The sequence below is a fragment of the Streptomyces sp. TLI_053 genome, from assembly GCF_900105395.1.
In the GTDB taxonomy this organism is placed as follows: Bacteria; Actinomycetota; Actinomycetes; order Streptomycetales; family Streptomycetaceae; genus Kitasatospora.
In genome coordinates this window covers 894,723-910,019 of record NZ_LT629775.1, presented here as the reverse complement: position 1 = coordinate 910,019, position 15,297 = coordinate 894,723, and the positions used below count along the sequence as shown (strand labels likewise).

12 protein-coding genes are annotated in these 15,297 nt (G+C 74.1%); 2 read left to right on the top strand and 10 right to left on the bottom strand.

Annotated elements, in window-relative coordinates:
- Positions 1 to 106 precede the first annotated feature (106 nt).
- The 10 genes from BLU95_RS03295 to BLU95_RS03250 form a co-directional block, all read right to left on the bottom strand.
- Complete coding sequence (locus BLU95_RS03295; protein ID WP_093858598.1) at positions 107 to 619, bottom strand: TIR domain-containing protein; 513 nt, start codon at positions 617 to 619, stop codon at positions 107 to 109.
- Positions 620 to 624: 5 nt separating this feature from the next.
- The gene (locus tag BLU95_RS03290) at positions 625 to 1,263 is read right to left on the bottom strand and encodes a class I SAM-dependent methyltransferase (RefSeq protein ID WP_093858597.1); all 639 of its coding nucleotides are present in this window, start codon (positions 1,261 to 1,263) and stop codon (positions 625 to 627) included.
- 39 nt (positions 1,264 to 1,302) lie between these two features.
- Complete coding sequence (locus BLU95_RS03285; RefSeq protein ID WP_231978254.1) at positions 1,303 to 3,255, bottom strand: hypothetical protein; 1,953 nt, start codon at positions 3,253 to 3,255, stop codon at positions 1,303 to 1,305.
- A gap of 142 nt (positions 3,256 to 3,397) precedes the next feature.
- Entirely contained in the window at positions 3,398 to 4,642 is a 1,245-nt protein-coding gene (locus tag BLU95_RS03280; protein WP_231978252.1) for an MFS transporter, read from the bottom strand.
- A gap of 5 nt (positions 4,643 to 4,647) precedes the next feature.
- The gene (locus BLU95_RS03275; RefSeq protein ID WP_231978251.1) at positions 4,648 to 5,922 is read right to left on the bottom strand and encodes an ATP-grasp domain-containing protein; all 1,275 of its coding nucleotides are present in this window, start codon (positions 5,920 to 5,922) and stop codon (positions 4,648 to 4,650) included.
- Positions 5,919 to 7,097, bottom strand: coding sequence for a DegT/DnrJ/EryC1/StrS family aminotransferase (locus BLU95_RS03270; protein WP_093858596.1), 1,179 nt, complete (start codon positions 7,095 to 7,097; stop codon positions 5,919 to 5,921). The genes BLU95_RS03275 and BLU95_RS03270 overlap by 4 nt, the downstream gene beginning before the upstream one ends.
- Positions 7,094 to 8,266, bottom strand: coding sequence for an arginine 2,3-aminomutase (gene blsG / locus BLU95_RS03265; protein WP_093858595.1), 1,173 nt, complete (start codon positions 8,264 to 8,266; stop codon positions 7,094 to 7,096). The genes BLU95_RS03270 and blsG overlap by 4 nt, the downstream gene beginning before the upstream one ends.
- Before the next feature lie 69 nt (positions 8,267 to 8,335).
- On the bottom strand, positions 8,336 to 9,247 hold the full coding sequence (blsF, locus tag BLU95_RS03260) for a CGA synthase-related protein (RefSeq protein WP_231978250.1): 912 nt from the start codon (positions 9,245 to 9,247) through the stop codon (positions 8,336 to 8,338).
- Entirely contained in the window at positions 9,235 to 10,236 is a 1,002-nt protein-coding gene (gene blsE, locus BLU95_RS03255) for a cytosylglucuronate decarboxylase (RefSeq protein ID WP_093858594.1), read from the bottom strand. The genes blsF and blsE overlap by 13 nt, the downstream gene beginning before the upstream one ends.
- Before the next feature lie 89 nt (positions 10,237 to 10,325).
- Positions 10,326 to 11,534, bottom strand: a complete 1,209-nt coding sequence (locus BLU95_RS03250; protein ID WP_093858593.1) for a hydroxymethylcytosylglucuronate/cytosylglucuronate synthase — start codon at positions 11,532 to 11,534, stop codon at positions 10,326 to 10,328.
- 646 nt (positions 11,535 to 12,180) lie between these two features.
- Between BLU95_RS03250 and BLU95_RS03245 the strand changes: the two genes are divergently transcribed.
- Together BLU95_RS03245 and BLU95_RS03240 are read left to right on the top strand one after the other, a co-directional pair.
- A complete protein-coding gene (locus BLU95_RS03245; protein ID WP_093858592.1) occupies positions 12,181 to 14,217 on the top strand; it encodes a hypothetical protein in 2,037 nt (678 codons plus the stop codon).
- Positions 14,218 to 14,349: 132 nt separating this feature from the next.
- Positions 14,350 to 15,267: a substrate-binding domain-containing protein gene (locus tag BLU95_RS03240; protein WP_159424749.1), complete on the top strand. Its 918-nt coding sequence runs from the start codon at positions 14,350 to 14,352 to the stop codon at positions 15,265 to 15,267.
- The last annotated feature ends 30 nt before the right edge of the window (positions 15,268 to 15,297 follow it).

The window sequence follows — 15,297 nt, the reverse complement described above, 5'->3', positions numbered from 1 at the left end:
CTCCTGTCGGTGGCGGCGGTCCCGGCGCCGGTGGCAGCCGGGGCGGGCAGGTGGGTCGGGTGGTGTCGGGTGGGGTGGAGCGGATGGAGCAGGCAGGTCAGGCAGGTCAGGCAGGCCGGGACGTGCCGCGGTGGCGCGCCAGGACCCGCTGGACGGCGCGGTCGACGGCGGGCAGCGAGGCGGCGAGGTCGGTGTAGACCACTTCCTCCACCTCCGCCACCGTGTGCAGCCCCTGGACCAGGAAGGTGTACTCCCGGCCGCGTTCCAGCAGCAGCACGATCGGCTTGCCGAAGGCGCTGGCCCAGCCGATCTCGATGTGGGTGCCGGGGGAGGCCGGGGAACCGGGCAGGGCGAGGAAGAGCTCCGCCTTGCGGATCTCCTCCTGGTCGAGTGCGGTGCACTGCTCGGGACGCATCAGTTCGGCGCCCCAGGCCTCCCGGCGGTGGGCGTTGTGGACGGCGACGCCCTGCGACTCGAAGTGCTTGATCAGCAGATCGAAGGGCTCCCGGGCGCCCGGCGGCATCTCCCCGGTCTCCGGGTCGAGCAACTGGATGAACGGCCCGGCCAGGAACAAGGTCCGGGGCAGGTCGGCGAGGTGGGCGGTGAGGTCGGTGGTCATGGCGCTCAGTCCTTGAGGAAGCACTGGATGTAGGCGTCACCGCTGGTGCCGTGGGTGTACTCGGTGGTGTCGTACGCGGTGTAGGGGTGGCGCTCGACCCGGATCGAGCGGAAGTGCGGGGTGTACTGCCAGCGCAGCTCGGGCTTGGTGCTGAAGAAGGGGATGAAGACCCCGCCCGGGCGCAGCACCCGGACCACCTCGGGCATGGTGCGGGCCCACAGCTCGGCGTCGGTCCACACCTCCATGTCCAGGGCCGGGTCGAAGAACATCCCGTCGATGCTCTCCGAGGGCAGCTCGAAGATCCGCCGGAAGAAGTCCCCGCGTTCGACGGTGAGGTTCTCGGGCACCTGGGGGTGCTTCGCGCGGAAGAGGTCCTCGACCTCGTCGAAGATCTCCAGCACGGTGTGCCGGCGGGTGGCCGGGTTCCGGGCGATCCGCAGGGCGGACAGCCCGAGGCCGAGCCCGACCTCGTAGAAGTCCTGGCCGTACTCGCAGAGCAGGTCGGCGCTCGCCCACATCAGGTCGCGCTCCCAGGCCTGCATGGCCTGCTCTCCGCCGATGCTGAGGGTCACCTCGCCGTTCTGCTCGATGAGCTGGATGTCGGGCTTCGCGCCGGGCTCGGTGCTGGTGGGGGTACTGGTCATGGCAGTGGTGTCCTCGGGGTGTGCGGGCGGGGTGGCGGGTCAGCCGGGCAGGACGCCGAAGTGGCGCCGGGCGGTGGAGACGGCGAGGTCCTGGACGGCGAACACGGTGAAGTAGTAGGCCTGCGGGGCGGTGGCGGGGTCGAAGCGGACCCGGAACGCGACGTCCGTCGGCCGGCCGCCGACGGCGCGGACCTTGGCGTGCTCGGGTTCGACCGTGGCGTCCGCGCGCAGGTAGCTGGGGACGAACAGGCCGAGTCGGACGGGGCCGGTGCGGGCGGCGGTGAGTTCTGCGCGCACCTCCAGGACGCCGCCCTGCGGGACCTCGTCGGCGCTGTGGGCGAGCAGTGAGGGCGCCTCCGGCAGCCGGAAGGTGACGTCCCCGCAGCGCATGCAGACCGCGCAGACGGTGTCGAGGATCTGCGGGAGCAGGCCGCGCCGGGTGAACTCCTGGGCCGGGCGCCCGCAGTGGCAGGTCACCTCGCGCACCTCGGGGTCCAGCGAACTGCGGTCGCCGAAATGCGCCGGGTAGTTCATCAGCTCGTCCTCGGGGTCCGCTGCGACCTGCCCGGCCAGCACGTGGTCGAGCGACTGCAGGTCGGCGGTGAGCGAGGCGCCGATCTCGGCGGCGGACTGGTCGGCGAGGTGGGTGGGCCGGGCCACCCAGAGGTCCACCTTCCGGGCGAGCTTGGTCAGCCGGGGGCGCAGGGCGTGGTTGTGCGGCAGGAGTTCGGAACCGAGCAGGGCGTTCAGCCGGCGGCCGACGGTGAGCAGCAGGGGGTCGGGCCGGTGGTCGGCCGGTTCGGGCGCGGGCGCGGTGGCGTCCGGCAGGCCGAACCGCAGGAAGGCCGGGTACGGGTGCGAACCGGCCAGGCTGGCGTTGAGGGTGTCCACGGTGTCGCCACCGGTGAGGGCCGCGCGCATCCAGGCGACGTTCTCGGGCCGGTCGGAGTCGTGCACCGAGACGGCGGCGACCACGGTGCGCGCCGGGCCGTCCAACGCGTTGAGCAGCAGCTGGTACTTCGGGTCGTACAGGGCGAGGTCGGCCAGCGGGCCGCTGTTGCAGGCACTGAGGACCACCTCGACGGCCGGTACCCGGTGCAGCGGGACGAGCTTGTCCTCGGGCTTGTAGCAGGGCAGCCCGTAGGAGCAGCGCGGGCCGAGCAGCCCCGGCCGGGGCTCGGCGGCCGGGCTGAGGCCGCAGATGGTGAACTCGCCCAGGTTGACGCTGTCGTCCTTGCCGTGGCCCTGGAACGCGACCTTGCGCCAGTGGGTGCCGAGGATCGCGGCCTGGATGTCGACCCGCTCGAAGTCGCGGTCGTCGTGGACCTGGACGCCGGGCAGGTGCGGCGGCCGGTCGGTGTCGGTGAAAAGCCCGACCGCCCCGATCGCGGCGGTCGGCCGGGCGTACTGCTTGGCGACGTTCCAGGCGAGCGAGGCGGCGTCGCGCCCGCTCAGCAGGGTCAGGGCGTGGGTGCGGCTGCGGTAGGTGGCGAACAGCAGGGAGCGCACCGGGTCGAGGGTGAGCTGTTCGTAGCAGCCGATCAGCAGCAGGCTGCCGGGGCGGTCGCGGAGGAAGGCGGCGGTGTCGGCCAGCCGCTCCTCGGGCAGCCACTCGGTGGCGAGCGGACCGGCCAGCTCGGCGAGGCCGTCCGGCAGCCGGTCGGCGCCGAGGACGATGCCGAGGTCGAGCGGCCGGGGGCGGTGGAGGGTGTCGTACAGCTGCTCGGCGAGGTCGAGGCTCTGCGTCAGGTCCGTGCGGCCGTCGACCGGGACCGGCACCCCGACGGTGCCCGCGGCGGGTCCGCGGGAGGTGCCCGGGGAGGTTCCCGGGGTGGTGCCCGGGGTGGTGCCCGGGGTGGTGCCCTCGGAGGATTCCGGGGAGGCGTCCTCGGGAGCGGCTGTGGGGACGTCCGTCGAAGCCAGGAACTCTTTGACGGCCGAGGGGAACTGGGCGAGCTTGACGGGCCGGAACAGCGGGCCTTCGGGCTTCATCGTCGGTGACCTCGTGGGCGGGAGGGGAGTGGTGGGTGGCACGGGGCAGCGGGTGGCACCGGGGCCCGCGCCGCCCCTGGAGCGGAGGCGAGTACGGGTGCGGTTGTGGGTGCGGGTGCGGCGGTGGGTGTGCGGTGGCCGGTCATACGGCGCACTCCGCGGCCGTCGCGGACGCGGTGCCCCGGTCGAGCAGCGGGCGGACGGCGAAGGCCAGGACGGCGGCGCCCAGCGCGACGGCGAAGGCGACGGCGAACACCCCGCGTGCGCCGAGCGGTTCCACCAGCAGTCCGCCGGCCTGCTGGCCGACCGCGTCGCCGAGCACGGTGGCCAGCGAGGCCCAGGTGAAGGCCTCCGCCAGCGAGCCGTTCGGTGCCACCGCGCCGACCAGGGTCATCTCGACGGCCGACACCAGCGCGATCGGAGCGCCGCCGACGGCCAGGGCGAGGGCGAGCAACGGCTGCGAGGTGGCCGCCAGCGCCAGGCCCGTCCCCAGCGCGTAGGCCAGGACCAGCCGCGGGAAGCGCACCGCCGCCGGGACGTCGGACTGCGAGCGCCCGAGCCAGACCGCGCCCAGTGCGCTGCCGACGCCCCAGCAGGCGTAGACGAGGCCGGTGCCGCCGGGGGAGCCGTGCGCCGCCACGAAGGCGGGGATGCCGAGGGTGAGCAGTCCGATCGGCACGGCGCTGGCCGCCATGACGGCGGTGAGCGCCAGCATCGGCGGGTTGCGCAGCGGGCCGAGCAGGTCGCGCCGCTCGGTGCCTTGGTCCGGGTCCGTCCCCGGCGGGAGCCGGACCAGGGCCAGCCCCAGCGCACCGGCGCCGCCGAGCGCGGCCACGGCGGTGACGGCCAGTGCGGCCGAGCCGGCCAGCATCAGGGCGGCCAGCATCAGCGGCGCCCCGATCACCAGGACTTCGGTGAGGATCGCCTCCCAGAGATAGGCGGTGTCCCGTTCGGTGTCGGCCAGCGGCAGTCGGGCCCAGAGCGAGCGCATGCAGGCGTTGGCCGGCGGCAGGGCGATCCCGGCGGCGGTGGCGGCGGCCAGCTGTCCCCAGGAGCCGGGCCGGGTGGTCCAGGCCAGCGCGGCGAGCGCCGCCGGGTAGCACAGCCCGGTGGCGAGCAGCACGGGCCGCCGGCCGTCGCGGTCCAGTCGCCTGGCCACCAGAGGCCCGCCGACCGCCATCCCGGTGGTGTAGAGCGCGCTGGTCAGGCCCGCCTGGGCGAAGCTGCCGCCCTGCTCGCGGACCACCAGGACGGTGGCCAGCGACATCAGGTAGACCGGGAGCCGGCAGACCAGGCTCCAGCCCGCCACCGCGGGCACGTGCGGGCGGCGCAGCAGCGTGCCGAAGCGGTGGACCAGGGTGTCCCGGGCCGGGGCGGAGGTGCTCACCTGGTTCAACGGGCTCCTTCCCGGCCGGGGGCCGGACCGGTCACGGGGACCGGATCGGCCGACGGGGCCAGGACGATCACGAAGGCGCCGAGCACCTCGCGCATCCGCCGCTCCACCTCCTCGATCGAGGCCCCGACCACGTGGACGTACCCGGAGGCGTTGTGCGAGGCGCGTCGGGCGGAGACGGTGTCGCCGACCCCGACCTTGAGAACGGCCTCGACCACCCCGGGGACACGCAGCAGGTCCTCCGCCGGGGTGATCCGGTGGACCGTCCCGGAGCCGGGCAGCGGCAGCAACAGGTCGCCCGCGCAGCGTCTCTGACGATAGCTCAGATCCGGTGCGAGCCCCCGGTAGACGTCCAGGGTGGCCCCGAAGACGTCGAAGCCGTACGCGTGCCCGTGGTTGGCCGGGATCTCGCAGCCGGCCAGCCGCAGCCCGATCTCGCCGGCGTACAGCTCGCCGTCGACGAGGAAGAACTCCATGTGCGCGTAGCCGTGGTCGATGTCCATGCCGGTGACGACGGTCTGCAGCAGCGCCCGCAGGTCCACCGGCGGCGCCTCGTCGGTGCCCACGCTGATGTTGGCGTTCATCGCCCCGTCGACGATGTCCAGCGGACGGCAGGGCATCGCGCTCGGCCAGGCGTCCAGCACCTCGCCCCGGTGCACGACCGCGCACACCTCCCACTCGGTGCCGCCGAGGAACTCCTCCACCATCCAGTCCCGGGCGCCGAGGTCGAGGCCGGACAGCGCCTCGGGGCCGTCCAGCCGGTGGGTGTCCACGCAGGCGAAGGAGTCCACCGGCTTCAGCACCAGCGGCCAGCCGTGCTCGGCGGCGAAGGCCGTGATCGCGGCCGCCTCCCGGACCCGGGTGAACGCGGCGGTGCGCAGGCCGAGTTCGCGGAAGCGTTGCTTCATCGCGGCCTTGTCCCGCACCCAGGCCACCTGCTGCTCGGTCAGGTGCGGCAGCCCGGCGAGTGCGGCGAAGCGCTGGGCGAGCGCCTGCCGAGGCTCGGACGGATTGCAGAACCGCTCCGGCGCGACGGGGAGTTCGGCCTCGGCCCAGGACCGGTAGCGCTCCGCCTCCCGCTCCAGCGGCTCCCCGGCCCGCACCCAGAAGGCGGGCAGGTGGGCGGTCCGGCGCAGATGGTCCTCGGAGAGGTCGGCGCGCAGCTCCTCGAAGCGCAGCAGCACGAGGTGCTCGGGGAGCGTGCGGGCCGCGTACCGGGTGAAGGTGGACGGCCGGTCGTCCACCATGAGCAGTACCGGGCCGGCGCCGCTCACACCGTCTCCAGGACGCGGCGGACCGCCTTGACCGCGGCCGCCTGCTCGGCCTCCGGGAGCTCGGGGGAGAGCGGCAGGCACAGGGTGCGGTCCAGCAGGTCGCGGGTGCGGGCGAAGCCGTCCCGGCTGAGCCGGAGCGGCCCCTCGGGGGCGTGGTTCCAGGGGAAACCGTCGGCGTACAGGGAGCGGCGTCCGGTGAGGACCGGGTGCTCGGGCAGCAGGTACTTGCCGAGCGTCCAGTGCGCGATGCCCTCGGCGGTGAGGGCGGCCACGGCGGCGTCCCGCAGCTCCCGGGACTCGCAGCGCAGGCGCATGCTCACCTTGACGTCGCCGCGGGCGCGCGGCAGCGGCCGGATGTCCGTGCGGCCGGGTAGCTCGGACAGGGCGAGCGCGTACATCCGCTCCAGCCCGGCCAGCACCTCGTCCAGGTGCCGGAACTGCTGGCACTGGACGGCCGCGACCTCCTCGCTGGTGACGAAGTTCTCGCCGTAGTGGGCGTCCTGGTCCCAGGTCGGGTAGTGGCCGGGCACCCGCGCCGAACCGTGGTCGTGGTAGCAGCGCATGGTGGCCCCGGCCCGCTCGTCGCCCGTGACCACGAGGCCGCCCTCCCCGGAGGTGAGCACCTTGTTGTGGTGGAAGCTGAACACCCCGGCGTAGCCCGCCGTGCCGACCTCCCGGCCGTCCGGGAACCGGCCGCCGAGGGTCTGCGCGCAGTCCTCGATCAGGTAGGGCACACCCTCCGGCAGGGTGGCCACCGAGCCCTCCATGTGGGCCACGATCACCCGCTGGGCGTCCGGCGGCAGCAGGGTCCGGTCCAGCGCGAGCGACTCGTCGGCGTCGACCAGTACCGGGATCAGCCCGCAGGACAGCACCGCACCGGCCACCGCGACGAAGGTGACGGCCGGGATGTACACCGGGTCGCCGATCGAGGGGCGGGTGGAGATCAGGGCGAGCCGCAGTGCCTCCGTGCAGTTGTGCACGGCCAGCGTGTGGGCGACGCCGAGCCGCTCGCCCACCCGGCGCTCCAGCCGGGAGGCCATGCTCTCCTGCTCGGTCTGGTAGCGGAACAGCACCTGGTGGTCGATCACCTCCTTGAGCTCCGCCATGTCGGACCAGTCGAGGTAGTTGGCGCCGTAGGGGAGGAAACGCTGGCCTTGCCGCTGGTGGAGGGTCATCGGGCGTCCGTCTCCGTGATCGGGTGCGTCGTGGCGTCGACGAGCAGCTGCTGACCGCGGAAGTTGTGCAGCAGCAGGCCGCCGTCGGGCGTCTCGGTGAAGGAGGGGCGGGAGACCGGGATCTTGCCGATCTTCGTGGTGAGGACGTACTGCGGGACGCCGAACCCGGTGATGTGGCCCTGGAGGCCCTCCATGATCTCCCAGCCCTTCTCGACGGAGGTCATGAAGTGCGCGACACCGGTGACGTTGTCGCAGTGGTACAGGTAGTACGGGCGGACCCTGATGCGCAGCAGTTCGGTCATCAGCCGGCGCATGGTCGCGACGTCGTCGTTGATCCCGCGCAGCAGCACGGTCTGGTTGCCGACCGGGATCCCGTGGCGCAGCAGCCGGTCCACGGCGGCGGCCGACTCCGGGGTGATCTCCTTGGGGTGGTTGAAGTGGGTGTTCAGCCAGACCGGGTGGTAGCGGGAGAGCATCGTGCAGAGCTCCTCGGTGATCCGCTGCGGCAGCAGCACCGGGAAGCGCGAGCCGATCCGGATGATCTCCACGCTCGGGATGGCGCGCAGCCCGGCGACGATCTCCTCCAGCCGGCCGTCCTGGTAGGAGAGCGGGTCGCCGCCGGTGAGCAGCACGTCCCGGATCTCCGGGTGCTCGGCGATGTAGCGGAGGTCCTCGTCGTAGGCGCCGCCCTCGTCGTCGCGGAAGTAGCTGCCCTGGAGATCGGTGGTGTGGAACTTGCGGGTGCAGTGCCGGCAGTAGACCGGGCAGGCCTCGGTGACGAGCAGGATCACCCGGTCCGGGTACTTGTGCACCACCCGGTTGGTTCGCCGGTAGAGGGTGTCCCCGACCGGGTCCACCTCGGCGCCGGGGAACTCCAGCAGCTCCTCGGCGGCGGGCACGGCCTGCTGGCGGACCGGGCAGAGCGGGTCGTCGGGGTCCATCAGCGAGGCGTAGTAGGGGGTGATGCTCCAGCGGTAGCGGCCGGCCACGCCGGCGATGGCCCGCTCCTCGCCCTCGGTGAGGTTGATCCAGTCCCGGGCCTTCTGGACGGTGTTGACGCGCTTGCGCATGTGCCAGCGCCAGTCGTCCCACTCGGCCGGCTCCGGGGCGGGCCTGGCCGGGGGAGGTCCGGTGGTGTCTTCGCGGTCGGTGGGGGCGGCGTGGGACATGGCGTGCTCCGTACGAGGGGGGACGTCGGCCGACGGCGGTGGGCGCGGCGACCGCGGCTGGGTGGTCGGCTACGGCGGCGCGAGCAGGAGTTGGCGGACGGTGCGGGCCACGCCCTGCGCGCCGCGGAGATCGTCGAGCCCGGGGCCGACGGCGCCCCACTGCTCCTCGGCCGAGGGCGGCTGCCAGAGCGCGGGATCGGCGGGGTCGGCGGCCCCGGGAACCGGTACGAGCCGGGTGACCCGCTCGGCGAGGTCCCGCTGGGCGCTGCCGAGCGCGGGCAGGAAGGCGAGCGGAGCGCGCCGGGCCTGCGCCAGTGCGACGGCCGCCCAGGTCGGCGAGGCGAGCAGGAGTTCGGCGCGGGCGTGCAGTTCGTCGGCGTCGGCCCCGGCCGCCGCGTCGACCGTCACCCCGGGCAGGCCGGCGGTGGCCGCGCGGACCGGGTCGAGCCCGGTGTCCCCGACCACGGCGCAGGAGCCGGTGCGGCGGACGGCCTCCCGAACGAGCGCGGGCAGCGGTCCGGTGGCGAAGGCCTCGGCCTCGGCCGGTGGGACGTCCCAGAACGAGAGCAGCAGCAGGGTGCCCTGCCGCTCCCGCCGGCGGCTCAGCCGGGCCGGTGCCAGCAGTCCGGTCGACCGCTCCCCGGCCGGCTGCTCCAGCCAGCCGGGCCACTGGGCGCGGGTGAGCATCCGGTCCGCGGGGAGCGGGGCGAGGGGGGCACCGGGGGCGGAGCGCAGGTGCAGCACCGGCACCCCGAGCCGGGCGAGGCGCGCGGTCGTCGCCTCCTCGTCGCAGACCAGCGCGGCGCCGGGCAGGGCCTGGTCCGGCAGCGCGTGCCCGTTGTCGGTCGACCGGGGCAGGTCGCCGAGATGGGCGGCCACCCGGCGCAGCGCGAGCACGGAGTCCAATTGCTGCTCCCGGCAGGCGAGCAGCACCGTCGGGCCGGCGGTCGGCACCGCCGGAGCGGTCGTCAGTACCGCCACGGTGCCACCTCTCCGAGCCGGGCCACGTCGTCGCTGTAGCCGGCCGCGGTGGTCGAGCAGCCGCTGCACACCCGGGGTCCGTGCTCGCGGAAGTGGTCCACGTGCTCCCGGAAGGCCGGGGTGTCCAGCAGCAGTACGCCGTTCTCCCGGATCGGCGCGCCCCCGGGGCCGTCGGCGTCCTCCCGGTGCGGGATGCAGCTGCAGGCGTGCATCCGGCCGCGCCGGCCGTCGATGTAGATCACGTCGTCCGTGACGTGGCAGAGCGGCAGCGAGGCCCGGGGCGGGGTGGACTCCTCGAAGTAGCGCCACTGCTCCTCCGGGGTGTCGCCGTAGAAGCGCTTGCCCATCGGGACGAGCCCGCTCTGCGGACCGGCGGTGTAGAGCGGGTCGCAGACCTCCCGCACGTGGTCCGGGTCGGGGTAGCGGATCGAGCGGTCCAGCTTGAGCGCGGACAGCTCCCACTGCCGCACCCCGGCCTCCGTCAGCACCCGCCGGAGCTCCGGCATCTCGGTGTAGTTGTGCGGACCGACGACGGTGTTGACCCGCGGCAGCACCCCCAGCTCTCCGGCCAGCCGCAGGCCCCGCAGCCCGGCGTCGAACATCCCGGGGGAGCGGCGGTAGGTGTCGTGGGTGGCCGCCGAGGCGCCGTCCAGGCTGACGATCACCTGGGCCAGCCCGGCCGCCGCGAGGTCCTTCACCAGCTTCGGCAGCATCGAGCCGTTGGTGATCAGCGACATCCGCATGCCCGCCCCGGCACCGGCGCGCACCAGTTCCACCACGTCCGGGTGCATCAGCGGCTCGCCGCCGGTGAAGCGGACGTACCCGACCCCGGCGGCCCTGGCCCGGGGCAGCAGCTCGGCGAAGTCGGAGCGGGAGAAGCGGAAGGTGTCGCGGGAGAGCGCGAAGTCGCACATGAAGCAGTCGGCGTTGCAGGCTTCGAGGATGCGGATGAACAGATAGCGAGCGCGCGTTGGCGTGGTGGCGGACACCCGGACCCTTTCGTCGAAGGTGCTGGTCGGACAGGTCTGGCAGGTCGGAGAGGTCGGACAGGTCGGAGAGGTCGGAGAGGTCGGACGGATCAGTGGGCGGGGCCGGTGGCCCCCAGGACTTCGACCAGCGCGTCGGCGACCTGGGCCGCACCCCCGGTGCCGACCTCGGCCGTGAGCGCGCCCCAGTCGGTACCGGGCTCCCGCTCCACCCGGCGCAGCGCCTCGACGACCTGGCCCCGCAGCGCGGCGGAGGTGGCGCGCCGATGCTGCTGGGCGGCCCGGGCGATGCCGCCGTAGATGAGGTCGAGCGCGCTGCCCTCGCCGCCGGCCCGCAGGGCCAGCGCCTCGTCCTCGGCGAACACGTCCTTCGGCCAGACCACGCGTGACCCGCCGCCCACCGCCCGCTCGTGGAACCGGCCGTTGAAGATCTGGCTGAGGTTCTGCGGCGGCAGGCAGACCGTGGGCACCGCGAGCCGGCCGGCCTCCAGCAGCGTGGTCAGTCCGGGGGAGGCGAGCAGCACGTCGCACTCGGCGAGGCGGTGGAGGAAGTCCTCGTGGGCGAGCGCGCCGACCGTGGTGGCCGCCGGCACCGGACAGGAGTCCACCAACTGCCCGGCCAGCCAGGCCGGGAGGTTGCCGGCGATGTGCACCTCCTCGACCCCGGACGCGGCCAGCGCCTCCAGCGCGGCGGGCAGCACCAGCTGCGGATAGCTCGCCCAGTCCTCGAGCTGGGGCGCGCGCAGCCCGCCCAGGCTGACCAGCGCCCGGCGCGGACGCGGCCCGGGGGCGGCGCGCCGGCCGGCCCCGCCACCGGCGATCACCGCGTCCACCCAGCGCAGCCGCCGCACGTCGGCCAGTACCCCGGTGCACTCCGGCGGCAGGTCGACGCACCGCTGCGCGCAGTAGACCTCGGCGTCCAGGGGGAGTTCGGCGCGGTCCCCCTCGGTCCAGAGGAACGGCAGGCTGTCCACGAAGACCACCGGCACCCCGCAGTCGCCGAGGGCCCGGGCGAGCCCGCCGTCCAGTACCACCAGCGCCGCTCCGACCCGCTGCTCCCGGACGATCCGCGCGAGCTCCCGCTCCCGCTCCGGCTCCGCGTCCGGCAGGTCGAACCAGCGCTCGACGGGCGATCCCGCCAGCACCGGCCGACCCAGCCCCGAGGCCAGTCCGACGAATCTGGACCGTTCGCCGCCGCGGGCCCGCAGGGCGGCCAGTACGGCACTCAGCTTCCCCGAGCTGCCCCAGCCGAAATCCACCCCGGCCACGGCAACCGTCCGGCTCGCTCCGTTCACCCGCATCCGCCCCGCCTCCTCCCGTGCCGGCCCGTCCCGGTCGACCGCCGCGCCCTGTCGCGCATGCTTCGTAGTCTTAGCACCCCGACAGGACAGGATGGTTGGCTTACTGACGGATTCGCCCGTTACTCCACCCCGGCAGGTGAAGTTCGTCATCACCGTGTTGACGTAAGGCCGTTGGCGTCCCTCCGGTCCCGCCTCGGACGCGTGTCCCGCGGGCTCGCCCGGAGGGAGTCGCGGGCCGCGGGTTCGCCGTCCCCGGGCGGGCGCGTCCACGTCCGCGGGTGGTCGCACGAGGGGTGCGGGAGTCCTGTGCCGCGCTCCCGCGCGCCCCCGGCGGGCCGCTTGTCGCCCTCGGGGCGCGCGAGTTCAGTAAAGGGGCGCGCTGTATGGACTTCGCGCCGTCGGGTGGCCGGGGCGGCCGGCCGGCCATGACGGCTCGCCGCCCCCGGCCTCCCGGGGTGGCGAGTACGGGGCAAAGCTTCAGAGGCGGGGACATGACATCTTGATGATCGCGACCCGTGAAACGTCACATAGCACCAGGAGACGCCCTCCGCCGACTGCTAGCTTCCCGGCTGCCGGAGCCACCGGCGACCCGGCCGATCACAAGTCGGCACCATCACCGCACCGTTGACACGAAGGGACCCTCCACGTGACCGTGCGCAAGCTGACCCTGTCAGCCGCCGCGACAACGACCGTGCTCCTCCTCTGCGGCAGCATCCTGGGCGCGACCTCGGCCACTGCGGCCGGCCCGGCGCCCGCCACGACCACCGCGACCACCACCGCGACCGCGCCCGCCACCACCGCGACCGTCGCCACGACCACCGCGACCGCGGCCACCACCACCGGGGCCCCCGAAGCCTCCGCCGCCCCAGGAGTGCCCACGACACTGGCACCCCCGGCCGACGGCAGCACCTCCGAGGCCACCGTGGTACGGCCGGCGCAGGGCAGCGCGCCCGCCACCACCACCGGGGCCCCGGCGCTCGCGCTCTCCTCCTACGACCCGAAGGCCGGCACCGCCGTGCTCGCCCCGGCCGGAACGGAAGCCGCCGAGGCCACCTCCGCCGGGACGCAGTCCGCGGCCGTCGCGGCCGTCGCGGCCGCCGTCCAGCCGGGCCGGCTGATCGACAGTCCGCCCACCCCGGCCGCCCCGCACGGCGTGCTGGTCGCCGTCACCGGCGTCCAGCCGGCCGCCGACGGCACGGTGGCCGTCACCACCCGCCCGGCGACCCTCCCCGAACTGCTCGGCGCGACCAGCGCCGACCTGCACAGCGCGATAAGCCCCGCCGCCTTCGAGGTCAAGCCGTGGATCAGCGGCCTCCAGGTCACCGGCGACCTCGGCCCGACCTCCGGCAGCGGCACGGTGTCCGGCGGCCTCGGCCTGAGCGCCGACGCCACCGTCCCGCTGCCGGGCGGCTCCTCGGCCAGGCTCTCCGGCTCGGTCGAACTCCACCCGGCCGTCGACTTCTCCTACCGGGGCGGCCTCGGCGCGATCGACCCGCAGCAGGCCCGGATCGGCTTCACCCTGGGCGCCCACGCCGACTGGCACGTCAGCGCCGCCCTCGCCGGCAGCACCGGCCCGGTCCGGATCGCCCTGGCCTCGTACAGCGCCAGCCCGGTGGTCATGGTCGGCGTCCTGCCCGTGGTGATCAACCTGGCCTTCACCCTCTACGCGGACATCAGCGCCGACGGCACCGTCACCCTCGACGCGGAGCAGGCGTACGACGGCACCTGGGGCGTCCACTCCGACTACGTCAAGGGTCCGGGTTGGACCACCACCACCGACCCCGGCACCTCCACCGTCTCCCCGCTGCGCCTCGACCTCCGGGGCTCCGCCACGGCCAAGGCCGGGCTGCTCGCCGAGGCCTCCGTCGCCCTCTACGACACGGTCGGCGTGAAGGCGTCGATCGAGCCGTACCTGCGGGTGGCGGTGAACGGTTCGGTGCTCCTGGACGCCACCCACCCCGAGCCGGTGGTCAACGGAACGATCGGGCTCTACGGCGGACTCGACATCAACGGGGCGCTGATGGCCCGGCTGGTGATCCTCGGCACTCCGGTGCTCGAGCAGGACCTGCCGTTCCTGGCCTTCCACCGGGAGTGGCCGATCACGTCCTGGAGCGCCGGGCAGTCCCCGGCGCCGCTGGTGAACTGGACCACGCTCAGCGCGGGTCTGATCGACGACAACCAGTCCGCCTTCCTGCGCACCCGGCCGGACTGGGACCCGTCGGCCCTCAAGGCCTCCTGCCCCGACGGCACCCGGCTGCTGGGCCTCGCCCACGGCAGTGACAACGGCCTGTGCGCCGACGTCACCCGCGCGAACCTCTGGAGCGCGGACCACGGCTACCTCGTCGACCACGGCGGCACGTACGTGACCACCGACTGGGCGCCGGGCTACGCCAAGGCGCAGTGCCCGGCCGGCTCCTTCGTCAACGGCTACAGCCGCAACGGGCGGACGCTCGGCGTGCTCTGCGCCCGGTCCGCGGCCCCGCTCGGTACGGCGAGCCGCACCCTGTGGTTCGACGCCGGCGACAACCGCCCGGCGGTCGCGGGCGGCGGTGACTTCGCGTACGGCTTCACCAAGGGCCAGTGCGCGGACGACGAGTTCGTCGCCGGTGTGGCCTACGGCCAGCCCTGGTGGCAGCTCTGGGCGGCGCGGCCGTACGCGCTGCTCTGCCAGAAGCTCGCCTGACTCGTCGGTCACCCGGCGGCGGTCGGCCGACCGGTCGCCGCCGGGTGACCGGGGGAAGAATTCCCGGCGTGCCCGCGGCGTGCCCGCGGCGTGCCCGCGGCGGCCCGCTCGGGCGGGGCGGGCAGGTCAACGGTGCTCAACTCCGCTGCGGCCAGAACGAGTTTTCGTTACCAGGGTGTTGTTCGCGGCCGGGCCCGCGAGCGAGGACGGGCCGTCGCGCCCGGCCTGCCGCGCCTCTACAGCTGGGACGCGACCGGCACCAACCCGATCACCCCCAAGGCCGGTGCCGTGCCGATCAACCGGCCCGACGGCTCCGGGCCGGGCTTCACCGCGCTGATCAGCACCACGGTCAGCACGCTGGACTTCGCCCGCTCCTCGCGCACCGTGGCGCCCGGCGACCCCAAGCCGTACTCCTTCGTACCGTTCGCCAAGGACGCCGTCACCTGGTCGGCCGAGGCGGGCGGCCACGCACCGGCCAACCTCACCACTGCCCAGCTCAAGGCCGTCTACGAATGCACCGTCACCAACTGGCTGCAGATCGACCCCTCTCTCGCCAACGCCACCGTCAAGCCGTACCTGCCGCAGTCCACCTCGGACACCCGGGTCGCCTCCCTGAAGGCCCTCGGCGGCGGTACGGCGATCGTCCCCGGCGCCTGCGTGACCTCCGGGCCGCGCAACGACCGGGGCACCGACCCGGTGCTCGACGACATCGACGCGGTGTTCCCGTACTCGGTCGGCGTCTGCATCGACCAGGTCCACCGGGGGCACGGTACGGCGGTGGAGTCGCCCGGCCCGCTGACCCTGCGCAGCATCAACACGATCGCGCCCGTCGACGCCGCGCAGAACATCAACGCGCCGTTCCTCGCCACGCCGTACGGCCGGCTGCTGTGGCACATCTTCCGCTCCGCCGAGTACACCGGCGCCGACGCCCACGGCGTCGCGCTGCGGAGTGTCTTCGGACCGCAGGGCTGGATCTGCGCCCACCCCGCCGTGATCGTCGCCTACGGCTTCGTCCCGATCGCCAACTGCGGCAGCATCACCAACACCTGACCCCGCGGTGACCGGAGGGTCGACGGCGCG

Excerpts from the sequence above, each read along its gene's own strand:
- blsG (WP_093858595.1), bottom strand. The coding sequence starts at position 8,266 with ATGTCCCACGCCGCCCCCACCGACCGCGAAGACACCACCGGACCTCCC.
- BLU95_RS03270 (WP_093858596.1), bottom strand. The coding sequence starts at position 7,097 with ATGACCCTCCACCAGCGGCAAGGCCAGCGTTTCCTCCCCTACGGCGCC.
- BLU95_RS03250 (WP_093858593.1), bottom strand. The coding sequence starts at position 11,534 with ATGCGGGTGAACGGAGCGAGCCGGACGGTTGCCGTGGCCGGGGTGGAT.
- BLU95_RS03285 (WP_231978254.1), bottom strand. The coding sequence starts at position 3,255 with ATGAAGCCCGAAGGCCCGCTGTTCCGGCCCGTCAAGCTCGCCCAGTTC.
- BLU95_RS03295 (WP_093858598.1), bottom strand. The coding sequence starts at position 619 with ATGACCACCGACCTCACCGCCCACCTCGCCGACCTGCCCCGGACCTTG.
- BLU95_RS03290 (WP_093858597.1), bottom strand. The coding sequence starts at position 1,263 with ATGACCAGTACCCCCACCAGCACCGAGCCCGGCGCGAAGCCCGACATC.